This window comes from Massilia sp. Bi118, from assembly GCF_918697865.1.
GTDB lineage: Bacteria > Pseudomonadota > Gammaproteobacteria > Burkholderiales > Burkholderiaceae_D > Telluria.
In genome coordinates this window covers 222135-240463 of record NZ_CAKKMV010000009.1, presented here as the reverse complement: position 1 = coordinate 240463, position 18329 = coordinate 222135, and the positions used below count along the sequence as shown (strand labels likewise).

Annotated in this window: 17 protein-coding genes and 1 pseudogene; 7 read left to right on the top strand and 11 right to left on the bottom strand. The window is 64.0% G+C overall.

Annotated elements, in window-relative coordinates:
- Positions 1 to 44: 44 nt before the first annotated feature.
- The 3 genes and pseudogenes from LQV39_RS15515 to folE all read right to left on the bottom strand — a co-directional run bounded on the left by LQV39_RS15515 (position 45) and on the right by folE (position 2135).
- Positions 45 to 1043, bottom strand: a complete 999-nt coding sequence (locus tag LQV39_RS15515; protein WP_230027029.1) for an aldo/keto reductase — start codon at positions 1041 to 1043, stop codon at positions 45 to 47.
- 56 nt (positions 1044 to 1099) lie between these two features.
- Positions 1100 to 1375 (bottom strand): annotated as a pseudogene (locus LQV39_RS15510) (transposase); the annotation flags it as partial.
- 193 nt (positions 1376 to 1568) lie between these two features.
- Entirely contained in the window at positions 1569 to 2135 is a 567-nt protein-coding gene (folE, locus tag LQV39_RS15505; RefSeq protein WP_230027028.1) for a GTP cyclohydrolase I FolE, read from the bottom strand.
- Between the two features lie 150 nt (positions 2136 to 2285).
- Between folE and LQV39_RS15500 the strand changes: the two genes are divergently transcribed.
- On the top strand, positions 2286 to 3164 hold the full coding sequence (locus LQV39_RS15500; RefSeq protein ID WP_230027027.1) for a hypothetical protein: 879 nt from the start codon (positions 2286 to 2288) through the stop codon (positions 3162 to 3164).
- A 38-nt stretch (positions 3165 to 3202) separates the two neighbouring features.
- On the opposite strand, the gene nudC is transcribed toward LQV39_RS15500, so the two are convergent.
- From nudC to LQV39_RS26415, 5 genes are all read right to left on the bottom strand, one after another.
- On the bottom strand, positions 3203 to 4024 hold the full coding sequence (gene nudC / locus LQV39_RS15495) for an NAD(+) diphosphatase (protein ID WP_230027026.1): 822 nt from the start codon (positions 4022 to 4024) through the stop codon (positions 3203 to 3205).
- Between the two features lie 151 nt (positions 4025 to 4175).
- Complete coding sequence (locus LQV39_RS15490) at positions 4176 to 5375, bottom strand: transposase (RefSeq protein WP_230027025.1); 1200 nt, start codon at positions 5373 to 5375, stop codon at positions 4176 to 4178.
- A gap of 80 nt (positions 5376 to 5455) precedes the next feature.
- The gene (locus LQV39_RS15485; protein ID WP_230027024.1) at positions 5456 to 6289 is read right to left on the bottom strand and encodes a glycosyltransferase family 2 protein; all 834 of its coding nucleotides are present in this window, start codon (positions 6287 to 6289) and stop codon (positions 5456 to 5458) included.
- Positions 6286 to 6882 carry a DUF4254 domain-containing protein gene (locus LQV39_RS15480; protein WP_230027023.1) on the bottom strand — a complete coding sequence of 199 codons (597 nt, stop codon included), beginning with the start codon at positions 6880 to 6882 and terminating at the stop codon, positions 6286 to 6288. The genes LQV39_RS15485 and LQV39_RS15480 overlap by 4 nt, the downstream gene beginning before the upstream one ends.
- Before the next feature lie 118 nt (positions 6883 to 7000).
- On the bottom strand, positions 7001 to 8647 hold the full coding sequence (locus LQV39_RS26415) for a methyl-accepting chemotaxis protein (protein ID WP_290368592.1): 1647 nt from the start codon (positions 8645 to 8647) through the stop codon (positions 7001 to 7003).
- A gap of 183 nt (positions 8648 to 8830) precedes the next feature.
- Between LQV39_RS26415 and LQV39_RS15465 the strand changes: the two genes are divergently transcribed.
- Positions 8831 to 9691 (top strand): AraC family transcriptional regulator, encoded by an 861-nt coding sequence (locus tag LQV39_RS15465; RefSeq protein WP_230027022.1) that lies wholly within the window; start codon positions 8831 to 8833, stop codon positions 9689 to 9691.
- Between the two features lie 17 nt (positions 9692 to 9708).
- Here LQV39_RS15465 and LQV39_RS15460 read toward each other — a convergent pair whose 3' ends face one another.
- Positions 9709 to 10884: an MFS transporter gene (locus tag LQV39_RS15460; RefSeq protein WP_230027021.1), complete on the bottom strand. Its 1176-nt coding sequence runs from the start codon at positions 10882 to 10884 to the stop codon at positions 9709 to 9711.
- Between the two features lie 629 nt (positions 10885 to 11513).
- Between LQV39_RS15460 and LQV39_RS15455 the strand changes: the two genes are divergently transcribed.
- Together LQV39_RS15455 and LQV39_RS15450 are read left to right on the top strand one after the other, a co-directional pair.
- On the top strand, positions 11514 to 12026 hold the full coding sequence (locus tag LQV39_RS15455) for a hypothetical protein (protein WP_230027020.1): 513 nt from the start codon (positions 11514 to 11516) through the stop codon (positions 12024 to 12026).
- A 66-nt stretch (positions 12027 to 12092) separates the two neighbouring features.
- Positions 12093 to 12452 carry a DUF1428 domain-containing protein gene (locus tag LQV39_RS15450; RefSeq protein ID WP_230027019.1) on the top strand — a complete coding sequence of 120 codons (360 nt, stop codon included), beginning with the start codon at positions 12093 to 12095 and terminating at the stop codon, positions 12450 to 12452.
- A 60-nt stretch (positions 12453 to 12512) separates the two neighbouring features.
- On the opposite strand, the gene ssb is transcribed toward LQV39_RS15450, so the two are convergent.
- A complete protein-coding gene (gene ssb / locus LQV39_RS15445; protein ID WP_230027018.1) occupies positions 12513 to 13028 on the bottom strand; it encodes a single-stranded DNA-binding protein in 516 nt (171 codons plus the stop codon).
- 445 nt (positions 13029 to 13473) lie between these two features.
- On the opposite strand from ssb, the gene uvrA reads away from it, so the two are divergent.
- A complete protein-coding gene (gene uvrA / locus LQV39_RS15440; protein ID WP_230027017.1) occupies positions 13474 to 16323 on the top strand; it encodes an excinuclease ABC subunit UvrA in 2850 nt (949 codons plus the stop codon).
- Between the two features lie 96 nt (positions 16324 to 16419).
- On the opposite strand, the gene LQV39_RS15435 is transcribed toward uvrA, so the two are convergent.
- Entirely contained in the window at positions 16420 to 16818 is a 399-nt protein-coding gene (locus LQV39_RS15435; protein ID WP_374199436.1) for a rhodanese-like domain-containing protein, read from the bottom strand.
- A gap of 86 nt (positions 16819 to 16904) precedes the next feature.
- Between LQV39_RS15435 and ftrA the strand changes: the two genes are divergently transcribed.
- Together ftrA and LQV39_RS15425 are read left to right on the top strand one after the other, a co-directional pair.
- Positions 16905 to 17873, top strand: a complete 969-nt coding sequence (ftrA, locus tag LQV39_RS15430; protein WP_230027015.1) for a transcriptional regulator FtrA — start codon at positions 16905 to 16907, stop codon at positions 17871 to 17873.
- Complete coding sequence (locus tag LQV39_RS15425) at positions 17870 to 18322, top strand: DUF2214 family protein (RefSeq protein WP_230027014.1); 453 nt, start codon at positions 17870 to 17872, stop codon at positions 18320 to 18322. Before ftrA ends, LQV39_RS15425 begins: the two co-directional genes overlap by 4 nt.
- The last annotated feature ends 7 nt before the right edge of the window (positions 18323 to 18329 follow it).

The window sequence follows — 18329 nt, the reverse complement described above, 5'->3', positions numbered from 1 at the left end:
TCAGCCGTGGGAACTTAAACACGACTTCTCAACTTAAGGCTCGGTTAACCTAACTCGCTGTCGAGATGGGCCATCTGTGCCGGGTTATAGCGTTGGCCGGCAGCCGCATCGGGCGGCACGACGGCTTCCAGCGACGCCAGATCTTCCGGCCGCAGCTCGACTGAGAGGGCGCCCAACGCTTCCTGCAAGCGGTCGCGGCGGCGCGCGCCGACCAGCGGCACGATGTCGGCGCCCTGCGCGGCCACCCAGGCGATCGCCAGTTGCGCCACGCTCGCGCCCCGCTCCTGCGCCAGCGTACGCAGGCGCTCGACCAGGGCCAGGTTGGCGTCCAGGTTCTGGCCCTGGAAGCGCGGGCTCGCCATGCCACGGAAATCTTTTTCTCCCTGCCTGTCCTTCGACCAATGTCCACTGATCAGGCCGCGCGACAGCACGCCATAGGCCGTGATGCCGATGCCGAGCTCGCGCGCCACCGGCAGGATCGCGCGTTCGATGCCGCGCGAGATCATCGAGTACTCGATCTGCAGGTCGCTGATCGGATGCACGCTGCTGGCGCGGCGCAGGGTGTCGGCGCCGACCTCGGACAGGCCGATGTGGCGCACATAGCCGGCCTTGACCAGGTCGGCGATGGCGCCCACGGTGTCTTCGATCGGTACGACAGGATCCAGGCGCGCGGGACGGTAGATGTCGATGTAGTCGGTGCCCAGGCGCTTGAGGCTGTAGGCAAGAAAATTGCGCACCGCCTGCGGCCGGCAGTCGTAGCCGCTCCAGGCGCCGTCCGGGCCGCGCAGGGCGCCGAACTTGACGCTGATCTGCACGCTATCGCGCGGGCGGCCGCCGAGGGCCTCGCGGATCAGCATCTCGTTGTGGCCCATGCCGTAGAAGTCGCCGGTGTCCAGCAGGGTGATGCCGGCGTCGAGGGCCGCGTGGATGGTGGCGATGCTTTCGGCACGGTCGGCCGGTCCGTACAGATCCGACATGCCCATGCAGCCCAGGCCGAGGCGCGACGTACCCGGACCGGCCCGGCCCAATTGCGTGCTTTCCATATTGTCTTTCAGCGTTGTCCGGTCAGCTGGCGCAGCCGCGCGATCTCGGCGCTGCGGCCGAGGCGGTCGAGAGCGCTCTCGAGCAGGGTGCGGTCGCCATCGCGCAGCATAGTCCATTGCGTAAAATATTCGTGCACGGTACGCCAGGGAGGGAATTCGGGCGGCATGCTGCGCCAGGCGCTGCCTGTATGCAGGAAGTACAGGACCGCGCAGAAGACATCGTACAGGTCGTGCTTGCGCGGCCTCGTCTTGCGACGCGCCGCTTCCAGCATCTCACGGACGGAATCGAACTGCTCGCGCGTTACATCGCTTGGGAAGGTTGGCCTGTTCATGTCGTTCGCCTCAAAGTCAATTGGAGACGCGTGATCCGGAACGGTTCCCGACCAGGACATGATGGCTTCGTGGTTCCGACCTGTTTGGCCGGGTAGCGAGCTCCGTAAATACAGTGTAGCAGTGATTCAGAACACTGCTCGGTTTTTACGCGCTCGCGGCGGGGAACGGGCGGCGCGTGGCCGCCCGGGAGACTCAGTCTCTTGCCAAGGAGAGGAACTCGGTGCGCAGCCCCAGGTTCGGCTGCAGTTCGCCCAGCATGGCCGAGGTGATGGTTTCCTCGCCCGGCGTGCGGATGCCGCGGCTTTCCATGCACATGTGGCGGCACTTGATGACCACGCCGACCGCCTTCGGTTCCAGCACTTCCATCAGCGTGTTGGCGATCTGGACCGTCAGACGCTCCTGCACCTGCAGGCGCTTGGCGAACACGTCGACCAGGCGGGTCAGCTTCGACAGGCCGACGATTTTGCCATTCGGCAAATATCCGACGGTAGCCTTGCCGAAGAACGGGGCCAGGTGGTGTTCGCAATGGCTGTAGACAGGGATGCCGCGCACCACGATCAGCTCGTTGTACTCCTCGGCGCCATCTTCGAAGGCCTTGAGGATCTCGACCGGGTCCTGCTCGTAGCCGGAAGTCCAGTGCTTCCAGGCTTTGGCGACGCGCGCCGGGGTCTCGTGCAGGCCGGGACGGTTGGGATCTTCGCCGAGGCTGGCCAGCAGGCGACGCCAGTCGTTTTCGGTGAAGACTTCTTTGTCAGACATGGTTAACCCTAAAATTGAAGACTGCCGAGAGTATATAGAAAATGCTGACGATCCACAGGTTGCAGGCCATTTCTTTGACTAAATCGGAGGCAGCTGTGGCGCCGTTGCGCTAGCGTGGTTGACGTCCTTTTCACTGCTAGGAGAACCGCCATGCTCGGCAGCACTGTCCTGGAAGTCGCCATCGGCCTGAGCTTTTGCTACGGCACGGTAGCCCTGATCGTCACAACCCTGCAGGAAGCGCTGGCGTCGCTGTTCCGCCTGCGCGCCAACACCCTGCTGGCCGGCATCAAGAGCATGCTCAACGACCCGCGCTTCGATGGCCTGGCGCGCGCCGTGTACGCCCATCCGCTGGTCAACCCGCACACGGACGGCACCGCGATGGACGAGCGCTCGCTGCGCTCGAAACCATCCTACATCGAACCGGCGCATTTTGCGATTGCCCTGGTGGACAGCCTGTGGAAGGTCCCGGGCGACCTGGTCCAGCTGCGCAGCGCCATCGAAACGATTCCCGATCCGCAAGTGCGGACGGCGATGCTGAGCATGCTCAGCCGCGCGCGCGACCTGCAGCAGTTCCAGGACATGCTGGCCGGCTGGTTCGACAATGCGATGGCGCGCATGTCGGGCACCTATAAACGCAACCAGATGCTGATCTCGCTGCTGATCGCGCTGTTGCTGTCCATCCTGTTCAATATCGACAGCATCCACCTGTTCCGCACCCTGTGGCAGCAGCCGGGCCTGGCCGCCCACATCAAAGAGGTGCCGGCCGCGCTCGACCCGGCCGTGATCGACGCCCTGATGGCCCTGCCCATCGGCTGGACCAGATTCCCGCCGGTCCTGAACGCCGACTTCGCGCTGCAGGTGGCGGGCTGGTTCATCACCGCCACCACAGCGCTGTTCGGCGCGCCCTTCTGGTTCGACCTGATGCAACGGGTGGTGCGCATGCGCGCGACCGGCGCCAAGCCGGAAGAGGTGCCGGTGGCGATGCGGATCGAAGGTAAAGTGGCGGCGACGCCGGTGCCGCTGCCCTGAGCCTACTCACGTCGTCCCCGCGCAGGCGGGGACCCAAGTTAACGTCCTGCCGGCCGGTGCGCGTCGACCAGCACGCTCGATACCGAGACGTGCGGCACGCGCTCCGGCCACTCATCGTCCGGGCCGAACCAGCGCGCCTCCAGGATCTCCTTGGGATCGGTGCGGATCTCGCCCTCCAGATAATCCGCCGTGAAGGCGATCATCAGCGAATGCGGGAAGGGCCATGACTGGCTGCCGAAATAGCGCAGGTTGTGCACGCGCAGGCCGACTTCCTCGAACACCTCGCGGTGCACCGCCTCCTCGATCGACTCGCCGGCCTCCAGGAAACCGGCCAGCGGCACGAAGCGCTTCACCGCGCCCAGCGTATGCATGGCCAGCAGCACCGAATCCCCCTTGCGGATCAACACCATCATCGCCGGCGAGATGCGCGGATAGGCCATGTGGCCGCAGTTCGTGCACTTGAAACAGCGCTCGCCGCTCATGCGCGCGGTACCGCTGCCGCAGGCGCCGCAGAAGCGGTGCGTGCGCGCCCATTCGGCCACCTGGGCCGCGCGCCCGGCCACGCCCAGCACCGCCTCGTCGAACTCCCCGAACAGCGAACGCAGGCCGCGCCAGGCATAGCCCGCAGGCGCCCGGGCTTCATCCTCGACCCAGCCGGCCTGGCAATAGCGGCCGTCCAGCAGGCCGACCGGCTGCAGCGCTTGCGGATCGAGTCCGAGGCCGGTCACCGCCGCCTGGTCGGGCAGCGCCAGGTCGGCTTCGCGCACCAGCAGGCGGCCGCCGTGGAAGATGAAGGACAGTGCGTCATCCGCTTGCTGCGGGTCCTGCAGGGGCGTGAACGAGGCGGGCGTCTGGAGCATGGCGGTATCCGTTATCGAGTTATCCCGATGATACCGCGACACGCAAAGTTCCGATGAGCGCAGAACTATTCGCAAGCTATTGAGCTTTAAGCCTTCAACGCTTCACGATCTACATCGACGAATTCATCCGTTCTTCTAGACTTACGCAAAGCTAACGGTCGTTAACTTCGCCGCTGGATTCCTGCTTCGCCGGGGCTGGTTTCGCCAGATGCTCGCGCACCGGGCCAGAGCCGTCCCCTCCACAGGCTGTCGCGGTCGAACTGACCGCCAAATTCTTCAGGTTGACAGCCGCGTTGAGGTCACGGTCGTGCTCTTCGCCGCAGCCCGGACAACGCCACCGGCGTACGCCCAGCGGTAGTGTCTCCAGCCGGTATTCACAGCACGAGCAAGTCTTGCTGCTCGGGTACCACCGGTCGGCAACGACTATCTTGGCGCCACGCCAGGCGGCCTTATATTCGAGCTGGTGGCGCAGCGCATGAAAGCCCATGTCGGCGATGGCGCGCGCCAGGTGGCGATTGCCCAGCATGCCCTTGACGTTCAGGTCTTCGATGCCGATCGTGTGAAAGCGCCGCGTGATGCTCGAGCTTAGCTGGTGCAGGCTGTCGCGGCGCATGTCACCGATCCTCGCGTGCAGCTTCGCCAGCTGCGCTTTCGCCTTTGCCCGGTTGCGCGAGCCTTTGACCTTGCGAGATAGCGCGCGCGACAGGCGGCGCAGCCGGTCCAGCAGGGAGCGCAAGGCTTTCGGTCCCGTCCACGTTTCGCCGGTCGATAGGGTAGCCAGCCTCGATACCCCGAGATCCACGCCCACCGCGCCTTGGGTTTCGGCTTGCGGCAAAATTGGATCGGCAGTGTCGACAGTGATGCTGGCATGCCATCGTCCGGCCCTGCGCGAGACGGTGGCCGAGACGATGCGGCCGGAAAAACGTAATTGCTCACGCATCTTCACCCACCCGAGCTTCGGGATGTGAATGCGCTTGCCTTCGACGCAGAACTGGTCGTTGGTCAAACTAAAGCGGTCGTCACGACCTTTCTTGCGAAACTTTGGATAACGCGCGCGATGGGCGAAAAAATTTTTGAAGGCCTCACCCAGCTGGATGATCGCCATCTGCGGTGCATTCTTCGTCACCTCGAGCATCCACGGAAACGCTTCGCGCTTGATGGCGTTGAGGTGGCGCCGCAACGACAGCTGCGATGGGGGCGGTTGCGACGGGTCGGCCTGGTGCGCCGCATACTGGCGCTGCCACTCGGCCAGCGCCCAGTTATAGGCAAAGCGGGCGGTGCCTGCCGTCCGCGCCAGGTAGGTCGCCTGTACATTGTTCGGATCGAGCGCGATCTTATGGGCGGTCAGCATCGTCTTTCCTGCACGGTCTGGCAAACGGCGCCGAGCCGGCAGCGGAGCGTCGGCATGTGGCCCTATTGGTGAGCACCGCCTCACTTGATGGGCAGGACATAGGGCGCATCGACAGAGCGCGCGGTGACGGTAGTCGGCAGCTCCATGTGGTAGGCGCCCGAAGGCAGGATGGCGCAGCCGCCGTAGCGGGCCATCACGCGCTGCTGGGCCAGCACGTCCTCGCCGCAATGCTGTTCCGGCAGCTCGCGCCAGAAATCGTAGCCGCCGGCGGCGCGCAGGCAGGCGGTGTCGAACAGCACGCAGCCGCCGACCCAGGCAACTTTATATGTGCGGGTGGCGTCCACGCCGACGCCGAGCCGCGACTGCAGATGGAACAGGTTGGCGGCGCTGTGCAGGTGGTGCCGCGCCCAGGAACTCGCGCCGGGGCGCACGGTTTCGGGCGTCACCGGCCCTTCCCAGAACTCGATGCTTTCCTGGGCCGGCCGCTCCTGCCCAAGATGACTGAGGCCGTGCAGTGCGCTGCCGACGAAGCCGCAGCCTTCGGCCTCGATCACCGCATGCAGGCGCCTGACCAGGTCGGGCTCGAGGATGACGTCGTCGTCGACGAACAGGCAATAGTGGGCCTGCACCTGTTCGAGCAGGAAGGCGCGCTGCTGGGCCATGCCGCGGCGCGGCAGGTTGCGCCAGGTCTCGACCTGCCGCCCGGTGGCGCGCAGGTAACGCAGCACGGCCTGCACCTCGCCGCGCGCGTAGGCGCCTTCTCCGCCGGACTGGTCGGCGATGACGATGCGCAGCGATGGCCAGGTCTGGAAGCCCAGCGCCGACAGCGTTACCGCCAGCGCCGCCGGCCGGTTACAGGTGGGCACCAGCACGTCGATCTGCTGATGCGAGGGTGCATGCGTGGCTTCGCTCATGGTGCCTGCCCGTACAGGTAGGGATTCAGGCTCGGATCGTTGTACATCTTGAACTGGCGGTAGACCTTGAAGAAGGCGCGCCCCGCCCGTGCTTCGAGCAGCAGATTGTCGAGGCAGGACGTCAGGTCCTGCCGCTGGGCCACGAGGCGCTCGAGCTTGCAGGCGCAGGCGTGCATGTGGTCGGCGCCCGCTTCGTGGCGCTGGGCCTGGACGCGCATGTGGTGGATCTTCAGTGCCAGGATCGACAGGCGGTCGATCATCGCGCCTGCGGTTTCGCTCGACAGGCGCGCGCCGGGTTCGGGGCTCACGCGGCCGAGTTCGCCCAGCAGGCGCTCGTCGAGGGCTTCGACGGCGTCGTTGCGCTTCTGGTTGTAGCGGTCGATCAGGCGCTTGCTGGCCGCGATCTCCGTCGGCGGCACGTCGAGCCGGCGCGCGCGGTCTTCCTCGCGCCACAGCAGCCCGTTGTAGCGATGGTTGGCGGCGATCCAGGTCCAGGCGCCGGACTGTGGTTCGTCAAAGATCGGCCAGTCCGGATTGCGCACTGCCCGGTCGTGGAAGGCCACGACCGCCGCCGCGTCGATTTTGCTGTGCATGAAAACTCCAGCGCTGTAAAGGTAGAGACAGCGTTTGGAGTTTTCAGGACGGCCGAGGTTCGTGCCGCGGCGCAGGGATTTGGGGCGGCGCAAACTGCGCCGTGAGGGCAAAGCCGGCTCAGGCCGACTTCCACTCTCCTGTCAGTCGTGGCGCCATGGAGCCGGCAGCTGGTCTGGCGGCTTGCCGGAGCGCCTTGTCGCTGCCCAGGCGGAACACGCTGACCAGTTCAGCCAGACCGGTGGCGCGGTCCTGCAGCGACTGGGCGGCCCCGGCCGCCTCCTCCACCATGGCCGCGTTGTGCTGCGTCACCTGGTCCATCTGGCTGATCGCGTCATGGATCTGCTCGATACCGAGTTTCTGCTCCTGGCTGGCCGCCGTGATCTCGCTCATGATGCCGGCGACGCGGCGGATGCTGTCTACCACCTCGTGCATGGTAGCGCCGGCCTGGTCGACCAGCTGGCTGCCGCTGTCGACCTTCTGGACCGAGTCGGTGATCAGTTCCTTGATCTCCTTGGCCGCCGCCGCCGAGCGCTGTGCCAGCGAACGGACTTCGCCGGCCACCACGGCAAAGCCGCGGCCCTGCTCGCCGGCGCGCGCCGCTTCCACGGCCGCGTTCAAGGCAAGGATATTGGTCTGGAAGGCGATACCGTCGATCACGGCAATAATGTCGACGATCTTGCGCGCCGAGGCGTCGATCGCGCCCATGGTCTGGACCACTTCGGCGACCGCCCTGCCGCCCTTGACCGCCACTTCCGAGGCGGTCGCTGCCAGCACGTTGGCTTGCTGCGCATTCTCCGCGTTCTGCTTGACGGTGGAGCTCAGCTCTTCGACCGACGCCGCGGTTTCCTCGAGCGTGCTGGCCTGCTGCTCGGTACGGGAGGACAGGTCCATGTTGCCGGCCGTGATCTGGGTCGAGGCCTCGGCAATGGTATCGGTGCCGGCGCGTACTTCGCCGACGATCTTCGCCAGGCCCAGGTTCATGTCGCGCAGCGCCCTCAGCAGCTGGCCGAATTCATTCTCCGAGGTCGAGCGGATCTCGGTGCTCAGGTCGCCCTGGGCCACCCGGCGGGCAATGGCGACAGCTTCCTGCAGCGGCCTGCCGATGCTGCGGCGGAGGAACACGGCGGCGGCGATGCCGGCAAGGCAACCGGCCAGCATGGCGCAAGCCATCATGATGGCGCGCGACCGCGCTTCCGCATGGGCCAGTTCGGTATTGGCGACGCTGCGCTTGTTCAGGAAGCCCTGCAGCGCATCGTAGGCAGGCTGGGCTTTCTTGTAGGTCGGGTTGACTTCCTTGATCAGGATCCGCTCGGCCTCGTCCCACTGCTCGGCTTCGATGGCCCTGGCGGCGGCGCTCACCTGCTTGATCGCGAGGTCGCTGCTTTGTTCGTACCACTGACGCACCAGTTCTTTCACTTCAGCGGTATGCAGCGAGGCGTTGAAGTTGTCGCGGGCCTGTTCGAGCGCCTGGGTGTTTTCGACGATCGCCTTGAAATGCACGGACAGCGGATGGTCGTGCATCTTTGCGTAGTCGGTGGTCGGATTATGCTGGAGCGCCTGCAGCAGCTGGCTACGGTTGGTTTCCATACGCAGCATGAGCTTGGTGATCATGTCCAACTGGCGTGCGTCGTGCAGGACACTTTCTTCAAGTACGGCAACGGCTTGCTGCGTTGAATAATAACCCAGTCCGCCGACTGCGAGCATCATGACGATGAGCAGGGCGACAGCGGACGTGATGACGTGTCTGATACTAAGATGTCTCATTGCTTGCTTGTTCCGAATAATGCGTCGCGAAGATAGGAAGAGCGGGCGACGTCGCTCATGCGCAGCAGGTATGATTCCCAAGGCATCAATACGGCTGAGAGGCGGTATTCTCTACCAAATTGCGCAGTTTTTCCTTGTGGAAACAATGCAGATCGTCCAGATTTGATGACGATTTGTCGATGGATGGCCTATTTCGTGGACAAACTTTCAAGCTTGCTAGGCCGATATACGTTCAATGCACGCGTGTTCTTCAACGGCGACTTTTGCGAAACGAACGAATTCGTGGAAGACAGGCAGACTGGCCATTTGCATCTGGTCCGCAAAGGGCCCGTGGTGTTCGTTCACGACGAACAAGAGGCCATCCGTATCGATGAGCCGAGCATGGTTTTTTATCCGAGGGGCATGCGGCACATGCTGGAAGTGCCTCCCGGGGCAAGGGCCAGCCTGCTGTGCGCCACGATCACCTTCGACAAAGGTGGTGCCAATCCGCTGGCGGGGGCACTGCCGGACTGCATCCGGATTCCGCTCAGCGACATGCAGCCGATGCGGCATACGCTGGAACTGCTGTTTACCGAAGCGGCCCAGTCGGGACAAGGCCACCAGTTGATCCTGGACCGCCTGTGCGACGTTCTGATGACACAGGTGCTCCGCCATGAATTCGAGGCCGGGCGCCTGAACAGCGGCTTGCTGGCCGGCCTGGCGGATCCGAAACTGGCGGCAGTGCTGGCGGCCATGCATGCACGGCCTCAGGAATCCTGGCAATTGCCATCGCTCGCCGCGCTGGCCGGCATGTCGCGCGCCAGTTTCAGCGAACATTTCAGGCGCGTGATGGGGATACCGCCGGTCGAGTACCTGGCGCACTGGCGCGTCGCACTGGCTTGTAAACTGTTGCGCAAAGGCTTGTCGGTCAAGGCTGTCAGCGGCCAGGTCGGCTATACCAGCGCGGCGGCGTTCACGCGCGCCTTTACCGAACACCTCGGGATATCGCCCAGCCTGTGGATACGGGACGAAAAAAAGGGCGGCGCCTCGCGGCAACCGCCCTGACAAAGGCAAACCGGGAATTACTTCAGCATGCGTGCGCGGCTTGCCACGAAGGCGATCAGCGCTGCCAGGCCGCCGACGTAGGCGATGGCGATCTGCATGCCGCAGCCCTGGGCGATGGCGCCGATTACCGGCGGGCCCATCAGGCTGCCGCTGTAGGCCATGCTGGCCACGCCGGCCAGTGCTGCCGGGCCCTGGCCGCCGGCGGCGCTGAACACGAAGGGGAACACCAGCGACAGGCCGAGGCCGGCGACAGCGAAGCCGAACAGGGCGAAGTAGGCGTCCGGCGACAGCACGGCGAAGAACAGGCCGGCGGCGCCCAGCATCGAGCCGCTGGTGACCAGGGGACGCGCGCCGTAGCGTGCCTTCAGCTTGTCGCCGACCAGGCGCGACAGCAGCATCATGACCGAGAAACAGGACAGGGCCAGCGGCGCCAGGCCGTCCGACGCGCCGAAGTGCTCTTTCAGGAACACGCCGCTCCAGTCGGCGATGCTGCCTTCGGCCATCGAGCCCAGAAAGCCCAGGGTGCCCAGCACCAGCAGCTGGCCGCGCGGCAGCGAGAACTTCTTCTTTTCGACGGCTGCCGGGGCGTCGTCGGCGTCCAGCATGGTGTAGGCGTAGTACAGGACGAAGGCCAGCGGACCGGCCAGCATCAGGAAATGGGTGACCGGCATGATGTGCAGGCTGGCCATCAGGCTGCCCAGGGTCGCCCCCACCAGGCCGCCGGCGCAACCGAGGCCGTGCAGTTTCGACAGTTCCGACTTGCCGGTCGCCTTTTCACGGGCGGTCGCGGCCGAGTTGATGGCGACGTCGAAGGTGCTGGCAGTGATGCCCAGGCTCAGCACAGCCATCATCAGCAGCGGCACGGTCGGGGCCGCGCCGATGGCGATCAGCACGCACAGCAGGGCCATGCCCGAAAACAGCAGGGTCTTGCGCGCGCCCAGCGAGGCCATCATGCGCGAGGAGATCGGGTAGGACAGGACGGCACCCAGGCCGCCCATCAGCAGCACCATCGACAGCGCCGAGTGCGACACGTGCACGCGCGCGGCCATCGCCGGAATACGGCCGGCCCACGAACCCATGATCACGCCGAACACGGTGAACAGGATAGGCAGTGCATATTGCTGTGCCTGTGCGAACGACAGGGTGCGTGCAATGGTGCGGGCAGTGCTGTTGGTGCGAGAAGGAGTTGGCATTTGCAGTGTTGTGTTCTTGGGGTTCAAAGCAAAACGCCAACCATAAGTAGTTGGCGTGCGGAAACTGATGGAATCGAATTCTACGCGTATCGCCGTAGTTTTGCTTTGCCGTCCGGAAAAAAATTTCTTTCAGTTTGTAAGCGCCGGGCTAAGCGTTGCGCGATATAGACAGAATGAAGGAATTGATAAGAAAAATTTCTTCTTGAACTGAGAAATAAGGTGTATTTAGCGACCGAATACGTGAAAAAGACGCGTGATAACAGCCATACGCAAAACCAATATCACGTCAAAGACATGCTGTTTGGATCACATTTTTGACTGGAAATCAAAAATTGAACAGCCAACCCAAGCGTCGAAAAGCCAAACCAAACTGGTTCGATATCGGCGCTTTCGACCGGTAGGTGAAACGTCGGCATTTTGTAACTGAATGCAACGCGGAATGTTTATTAGCGTTGCAAATGCATACCGACTGACTTCTCTCAACGCCTACCGAGATCTTGTCGCTTCGCCATCTGGCAAGCCAGACAGCTGCCTATGATGTTTTTTTATAACATGTAAAAACGTCATTCCTCGTTGCCTTGCGGCAGCGATCTTGCCCAAGCTTGTCCTGCCTATTGGAGATCATTCTCATGAAGCACACGCATATCCTGACAGCCCTGTTCCTGTCCTGCGCCGCCATCTCGGCCGTCGCGGCCGCCCCCTGCTGTACCTATGGCGACGCCGGTCGCATGACCGGCGGCGGTTCCATCATCTGTACCGGGCCGGCCTACCGCTACACCTTCGGCTACGAGCTGCACTGCGCGCGCGAAGGCCAGCCGATTTCCGGCCCCAACAACCTGGAAGTGAACTTTAACACCGGCGATCACTTTCACCTGACCAATCTCACCCGCGGCTTTTGCACCGGTCCCGATGCCAGCACGCCGAACGCGCCTTTCAACACTTACTATGGCACCGGCACCGGCACGCTGAACGGCCAGCCCGCCGAGATCTGGTTCAACCTCCTCGACCGCGGCGAGCCCGGTGCGGGCGTCGACATTGCCGCCTTCACGATCCAGACCGCCTCCGGCAACCTCCTGCAATGCAGTAACACGCTGGAGGGTGGCAACAACCAGGCGCACAGGGCGACCGGCAACAAGCCTTGACCTTGACTGCGGATTTTTCTACTGTGCTTGAGGTCTACAGCGACACTCAATCACAGGAGATCAGTCATGGCCTATGTCGATGGTTTTGTGGTTCCGGTTCAACGCGCCAAGCTCGAGGCGTATCAGGAGATGTCGAGAAAGTGCGGCGCGATCTGGCGCGAGTTCGGCGCCCAGGAATTTCGCGAATGCGTCGGCGACGACGTCAAACCCGGCAAGCTGACCTCGTTTCCGCAGAGCGTGATGCTGGAAGAAGGCGAAGTGGTGGTGTTCTCGTGGATCGTTTACGAATCGCGGGCCAAGCGCGACGAGGTCAACGACAAGGTGATGAAGGATCCGCGCATGGACGAGTACATGAAGCCTGAAAACATGCCTTTCGACGGCAAGCGCATGATCTACGGCGGCTTCGAGATGCTGGTGGATCTGTAAAGAAAAAGCCCGCCGGCTTTGCTGCCGGCGGGCTTTCGTTTACCTGGTACTACCGAAATCTCAGAACGGAATGTCGTCATCCATATCCGAGAAGTTCGGCGCCGGTTTCGGCTGCGGACGGGCGGCCGGTGCCGGCGGGGCCTGGCGCGGGGCCGGACGGCTCGGCGGCGCGTCGTAGCTGTCGCCACCACCGCCATAGCTGTCGCCACCGCTATAACCGCCGGCGTCGCCACCCATACCCTGGCGGCCGCCCAGCATCTGCATGTTCTCGGCGATGATGTCGGTGGCGTAACGCTCGATGCCGTCCTTATCGGTGTACTTGCGGGTCTGCAGGCGGCCTTCGACGTAGACCGACGAGCCCTTCTTCAGGTACTGGCCGACGATTTCGGCCAGGCGGCCGAAGAAGGAAATGCGGTGCCACTCGGTCAGCTCTTTCTGCTCGCCGCTGTTGCGGTCCTTGGATTTGTACGAGGTTGCCACCGCGATGTTGGCGATTGCGTCGCCGCTGGGCATGTAGCGAATTTCCGGATCGCGGCCGAGGTTGCCGACGATGATGACCTTGTTAACTGATGCCATGGTAAAACTCCTTGGTATATCCCTGACTCTGCGTAATGTCTAAGCGCCAGGGAACTGGTTGAAATCGTCCGCTATTATGCTGTCGGACTGCATCTTTTTCCACAACTTTCGAAGGGCAGCGGACACCGTGCTACAGCACCCTCTCAGACAGCGAAGATGGGGGCGAAGTGCCTGATTTGGAAGAGATTTTCATCAATATTTGTCGAGCTAACATGGCGTAGCAAATCCGCATCGCGCCAAAAAATTTTCGCTTTCTGGTGAGTCTGCCATTGAATTCCCCCGGCCCTCGACCACATACGGAACTTGGCGTCGTAACGGCCTGCATGTCAGCCAGATAACGCAGCCACAGTTAATTCACGGCTTGTATACCACTGTGAATAAAAACAGGTAAACTAGTGAGTTCTCCTCGTTCGGCCCACAAACTTCGAAAGCCAGCAAAAACCTGATGGAAGAAATCCGAATCCGCGGCGCCCGCACGCACAATCTCAAGAACATCAATCTCGACCTGCCGCGCAACAAGCTGATCGTGATCACCGGCCTGTCGGGCTCCGGTAAGTCCTCGCTCGCCTTCGATACCCTGTATGCCGAAGGCCAGCGCCGCTATGTCGAATCGCTGTCGGCCTACGCGCGCCAGTTCCTGCAGCTGATGGAAAAGCCGGACGTCGACCTGATCGAAGGCCTGTCTCCGGCCATCTCGATCGAGCAGAAAGCGACTTCGCACAATCCGCGTTCGACCGTCGGCACCGTCACCGAGATCCACGACTACCTGCGCCTGCTGTACGCGCGCGTCGGCACGCCCTACTGCCCGGACCACTCGCACGAGCCGCTGACTGCGCAGACCGTCTCGCAGATGGTCGACGCCGTGCTGGCCATGAAGGAAGGCACCAAGCTGATGATCCTGGCGCCCGTGGTGGCGAACCGCAAGGGCGAGCACAGCGACCTGTTCGCCTCGATGCAGGCGCAGGGCTTCGTGCGCTTCCGCGTCCAAAGCGGCACCGGCGATGCGAAGATCCATGACGTCGACGACCTGCCGAAGCTGAAGAAGACGGAAAAGCACACGATCGACGTGGTGATCGACCGTATCAAGGTCACGCCCGAGATCAAGCAGCGCCTGGCCGAGAGCTTCGAAACCGCGCTGCGCCTGGCCGACGGCCGCGCCGTGGCCTACGAGATGGACACCGCCAAGGAACACATCTACTCGAACAAGTTCGCCTGCAATGTCTGCGGCTATTCGCTGCAGGAGCTGGAGCCGCGCCTGTTCTCCTTCAATAACCCGATGGGCGCCTGCCAGGAATGCGATGGCCTGGGCCACATCGAGTTCTTCGATCCGAAGCGCATCGTCGCCTTCCCCAACCTGTCGCTGGCCTCCGGCGCCGTGAAGGGCTGGGACCGCCGCAACCAGTTCTACTTCCAGATGCTGAGCAGCCTGGCGCAGCACTTCGAATTCGACCTCGACAAGCCCTTCGAGCAGCTGCCGAAAGCCGCCCAGGACGTCGTCCTGTTCGGCTCCGGCAAGAACACCGTGCCCTTCGCCTACGTAAACGAGCGTGGCCGCACCGTGATCCGCGAGCACACCTTCGAAGGCGTGGTGAACAACCTGCAGCGCCGCTACCGCGAGACCGATTCGATGGCGGTGAAGGAGGAGCTGGCCAAGTTCATCAACGAGAAGGAATGCCCGACCTGCGGCGGCGCGCGCCTGCGCACCGAAGCTCGCTACGTCAAGATCGGTAACGGCGAACAGCAGCGCGCCATCTACGAGGTCGCCAGGACCCCGCTGCGCGACTGCCTGACTTACTTCGACAGCCTGCAGCTGACCGGCGCCAAGAAGGACATCGCCGAGCGCGTGATCAAGGAGATCGTGGCGCGCCTGAAATTCCTGAATGACGTCGGCCTCGATTACCTGTCGCTGGACCGCAGCGCCGATACCCTGTCGGGCGGCGAAGCGCAGCGCATCCGCCTGGCCTCGCAGATCGGCTCCGGCCTGACCGGCGTGATGTACGTGCTGGACGAGCCCTCGATCGGCCTGCACCAGCGCGACAACGACCGCCTGATCGCGACCCTGAAGCACCTGCGCGACATCGGCAACAGCGTGCTGGTGGTCGAGCACGACGAAGACGCGATCCGTACCGCCGACTACATCGTCGACATGGGTCCGGGCGCCGGCGTGCATGGCGGCGCCGTGATCGCCGAAGGCTCGATCAAGGACATCATGAAGAACAAGGAGTCCCTGACCGCGGCTTACCTGAGCGGCCGCAAGAAGATCGAGGTGCCGAAGAAGCGCACCAAGGCCGATCCAGAGCGCATGCTGCACATCAGCGGCGCCACCGGCAACAACCTGAAGGACGTGACCCTGGAACTGCCGGTGGGCCTGATGACCTGCGTGACCGGCGTGTCCGGCTCCGGTAAATCGACGCTGATCAACGACACCCTGTTCCCGGCCCTGTCGCGCCACCTGTACGGCTCGCAGACCGAGCCGGCGCCGCACACCGCGATCCACGGCCTCGAGCACTTCGACAAGGTGATCTCGGTCGACCAGGCGCCGATCGGCCGCACCCCGCGTTCGAACCCGGCGACCTACACCGGCGTGTTCACTCCGATCCGCGACCTGTTCGCGACGGTGCCGACCGCGAAGGAACGCGGTTACTCGGCCGGCCGCTTCTCGTTCAACGTCAAGGGCGGCCGCTGCGAAGCCTGCCAGGGCGACGGCGTGATCAAGGTCGAGATGCACTTCCTGCCGGACGTCTACGTGCCTTGCGACGTCTGCCACGGCAAGCGCTACAACCGCGAGACGCTGGAAGTCGAGTACAAGGGCAAGAACATCACCGAAGTGCTGGACATGACGGTCGAAGATGCGCACGACTTCTTCAAGGCGGTGCCGGTCATCGCCCGCAAGCTGCACACCCTGCTGGACGTGGGCCTCGGCTACATCAAGCTGGGCCAGAGCGCGACCACGCTGTCGGGCGGCGAGGCGCAGCGCGTGAAACTGTCGCTGGAACTGTCCAAGCGCGACACCGGACGCACGCTGTACATCCTTGACGAGCCGACCACCGGCCTGCATTTCGCCGACATCGACCTGCTGCTGAAGGTGATCCACCGCCTGCGCGACCAGGGCAACACGCTCGCCATCATCGAGCACAACCTGGACGTCATCAAGACCGCGGACTGGATCGTCGACCTCGGTCCGGAAGGCGGCGCGGGCGGCGGCATGATTGTCGCCTCGGGCACGCCGGAAGACGTGGCCAAGGACAAGGCCAGCGTGACCGGCAAGTACCTGAAGCCGCTGCTGAAGCAGTAAACTTCCCCGTCGTCCCCGCGCAGGCGGGGACCCAAGTTGCAAGCGATATCGCAATGCATGCAGAACTTGGGTCCCCGCCTGCGCGGGGACGACGAGTTATCTCGCGAGCTGGTAGCCCTCATCCAGCCAGCCCGTCACCCCGCCGATCATCAGTTTCACCGGCCGCCTCAGCCTGGCCAGGCGCAATGCGCCACGGTGCGCGCCATTGCAGTGCGGCCCGGCGCAGTAGACCACGAACAGCGTCTCCGGCGGATATTCCTTCAGCTTCGCCTCGACGATCTTCCCCTGCGGCAGATTCAGGGCGCCGGGCACATGGCCTTGCGCGTACAAGCCTGGGCCGCGCACGTCGAGCAGCACGAAGTCCTGCTGGCCGCTGCGCATCGCCGCGTGCACGTCGGCGCAATCGGTCTCGTATTCGAAGGCGCTGCCGAAGTGGAGCGCTGCCTTGTCGCTGCACGCCGCGGGTACGTTTGCTACTACCGAAGCCATTGCCATCTCCTTGATGAAAAGAGCTTGCAGTGTGCCCGCCGGCCGTCAAACCCGGCAGTGGCCGCGGCGACAGAAGCTGGTAACATTTGGACATGCCCCACCATGTCGCCATCCTCGCCTACGACCGCCTGTGCACCTTCGAATTCGGCTGCGCGGTCGAGCTGTTCGCGCTGGAGCGCCCGGAGCTGCAGGTAGCCTGGTACAGCCATGCGGTGTGCGCCGTCGAAGCCGGTCCGCTGCGCGCCGCCGGCGGCCTGGCGCTGCAGGCGCCGCACGGGCTCGATGCGATGGATACCGCCGACACCATCGTCATCCCCGGCTGGCGCGATGCAGACGAAGCGCCGCCGTCCGCCCTGCTGGATGCACTCAGGCGCGCCCACGCCCGCGGCGCGCGCCTGTGCTCGATCTGCTCCGGCGCCTTCGTGCTGGCGCATGCCGGCCTGCTCGACGGCCGCAGGGCCACCACGCACTGGCGCTACTTCGACAAGCTGGCCTCGCACTTCCCCGCCATCGCGATCGAGCAGGACGTGCTGTATGTCGAGGATGGGAACATCATTACTTCGGCCGGCTCGGCGGCAGGCCTGGACATGCTGCTGCACCTGGTGCGCAGCGACTTCGGCGCCGACATCGCGAACAAGGTCGCGCAGCGCCTGGTCCTGCCTGCTCATCGCGACGGCGACCAGGCGCAATTGGTGGCGCGTCCGCTGCCGCAGTCGCAGCTCGATCCGATCGCCCGCACCATGGACTGGGCGCGTGAAAACCTGCGCGCCGGGCATACGCTGGCCTCGATGGCGGATCAGGCGAAGATGGGCGTGCGCACCTTCCAGCGCCGCTTCAAGGACCGCACCGGCGCCAGCCCGCTGGACTGGCTGGTGCGCGAGCGCGTGATGCTGGCCGCGCAGCTGCTGGAGACGCGGCCCGGGCTGGCCATCGAGGCGGTCGCCGACCTGGCGGGCCTCGGCTCACCCGAATCCCTGCGCCGCCACTTCCGCAGCCACGGCCTGCCCTCGCCGGCGCGCTACCGCAAGCATCGTCAACTCACGCAAGCATCCATGCCATGATCGACTTCCTGTTAGCTTCGGTCCACCACCTGATCGTGTTCGGCATCGCCTCGGTGCTGGCGGCGGAAATCGCGCTGATGCGTCCCGCGGCCATGTCGCCGCACACGGTACGGCTGTTGGGACGCTTCGATGCGGTGTATGGCGGCCTGGCGATGGCGATCCTGGTGGTCGGTTTCGCGCGCGTCTGGTTCGGCGCCAAAGGACCGGATTTCTACCTGCACAATCCGGTATTCTGGGCGAAGATAGGCGCCTTCCTGGTGGTCGGGCTGGTGTCGATCCGCCCTACCCTGCGCATGCTGGCGTGGCAAAAGCGCCTGAAGCTCGATGCCGCCTTCATGCCGCCGGCGCAGGAGATCGCCGCGCTGCGCCGCCAGCTGCTGCTCGAGATCCACGTGTTTGCGCTGATCCCGGTGCTGGCAGCCGCGATGGCGCGCGGTATAGGGTACTAAGCGGCTT

What these genes read in the sequence shown, in the direction of transcription:
- LQV39_RS15515 (WP_230027029.1), bottom strand. Translation starts at nt 1,043, where the DNA reads ATGGAAAGCACGCAATTGGGCCGGGCCGGTCCGGGTACGTCGCGCCTC.
- folE (WP_230027028.1), bottom strand. Translation starts at nt 2,135, where the DNA reads ATGTCTGACAAAGAAGTCTTCACCGAAAACGACTGGCGTCGCCTGCTG.
- LQV39_RS15500 (WP_230027027.1), top strand. Translation starts at nt 2,286, where the DNA reads ATGCTCGGCAGCACTGTCCTGGAAGTCGCCATCGGCCTGAGCTTTTGC.
- nudC (WP_230027026.1), bottom strand. Translation starts at nt 4,024, where the DNA reads ATGCTCCAGACGCCCGCCTCGTTCACGCCCCTGCAGGACCCGCAGCAA.
- LQV39_RS15490 (WP_230027025.1), bottom strand. Translation starts at nt 5,375, where the DNA reads ATGCTGACCGCCCATAAGATCGCGCTCGATCCGAACAATGTACAGGCG.
- LQV39_RS15485 (WP_230027024.1), bottom strand. Translation starts at nt 6,289, where the DNA reads ATGAGCGAAGCCACGCATGCACCCTCGCATCAGCAGATCGACGTGCTG.
- LQV39_RS15480 (WP_230027023.1), bottom strand. Translation starts at nt 6,882, where the DNA reads ATGCACAGCAAAATCGACGCGGCGGCGGTCGTGGCCTTCCACGACCGG.
- LQV39_RS26415 (WP_290368592.1), bottom strand. Translation starts at nt 8,647, where the DNA reads ATGAGACATCTTAGTATCAGACACGTCATCACGTCCGCTGTCGCCCTG.
- LQV39_RS15465 (WP_230027022.1), top strand. Translation starts at nt 8,831, where the DNA reads ATGGCCTATTTCGTGGACAAACTTTCAAGCTTGCTAGGCCGATATACG.
- LQV39_RS15460 (WP_230027021.1), bottom strand. Translation starts at nt 10,884, where the DNA reads ATGCCAACTCCTTCTCGCACCAACAGCACTGCCCGCACCATTGCACGC.
- LQV39_RS15455 (WP_230027020.1), top strand. Translation starts at nt 11,514, where the DNA reads ATGAAGCACACGCATATCCTGACAGCCCTGTTCCTGTCCTGCGCCGCC.
- LQV39_RS15450 (WP_230027019.1), top strand. Translation starts at nt 12,093, where the DNA reads ATGGCCTATGTCGATGGTTTTGTGGTTCCGGTTCAACGCGCCAAGCTC.
- ssb (WP_230027018.1), bottom strand. Translation starts at nt 13,028, where the DNA reads ATGGCATCAGTTAACAAGGTCATCATCGTCGGCAACCTCGGCCGCGAT.
- uvrA (WP_230027017.1), top strand. Translation starts at nt 13,474, where the DNA reads ATGGAAGAAATCCGAATCCGCGGCGCCCGCACGCACAATCTCAAGAAC.
- LQV39_RS15435 (WP_374199436.1), bottom strand. Translation starts at nt 16,818, where the DNA reads ATGGCAATGGCTTCGGTAGTAGCAAACGTACCCGCGGCGTGCAGCGAC.
- ftrA (WP_230027015.1), top strand. Translation starts at nt 16,905, where the DNA reads ATGCCCCACCATGTCGCCATCCTCGCCTACGACCGCCTGTGCACCTTC.
- LQV39_RS15425 (WP_230027014.1), top strand. Translation starts at nt 17,870, where the DNA reads ATGATCGACTTCCTGTTAGCTTCGGTCCACCACCTGATCGTGTTCGGC.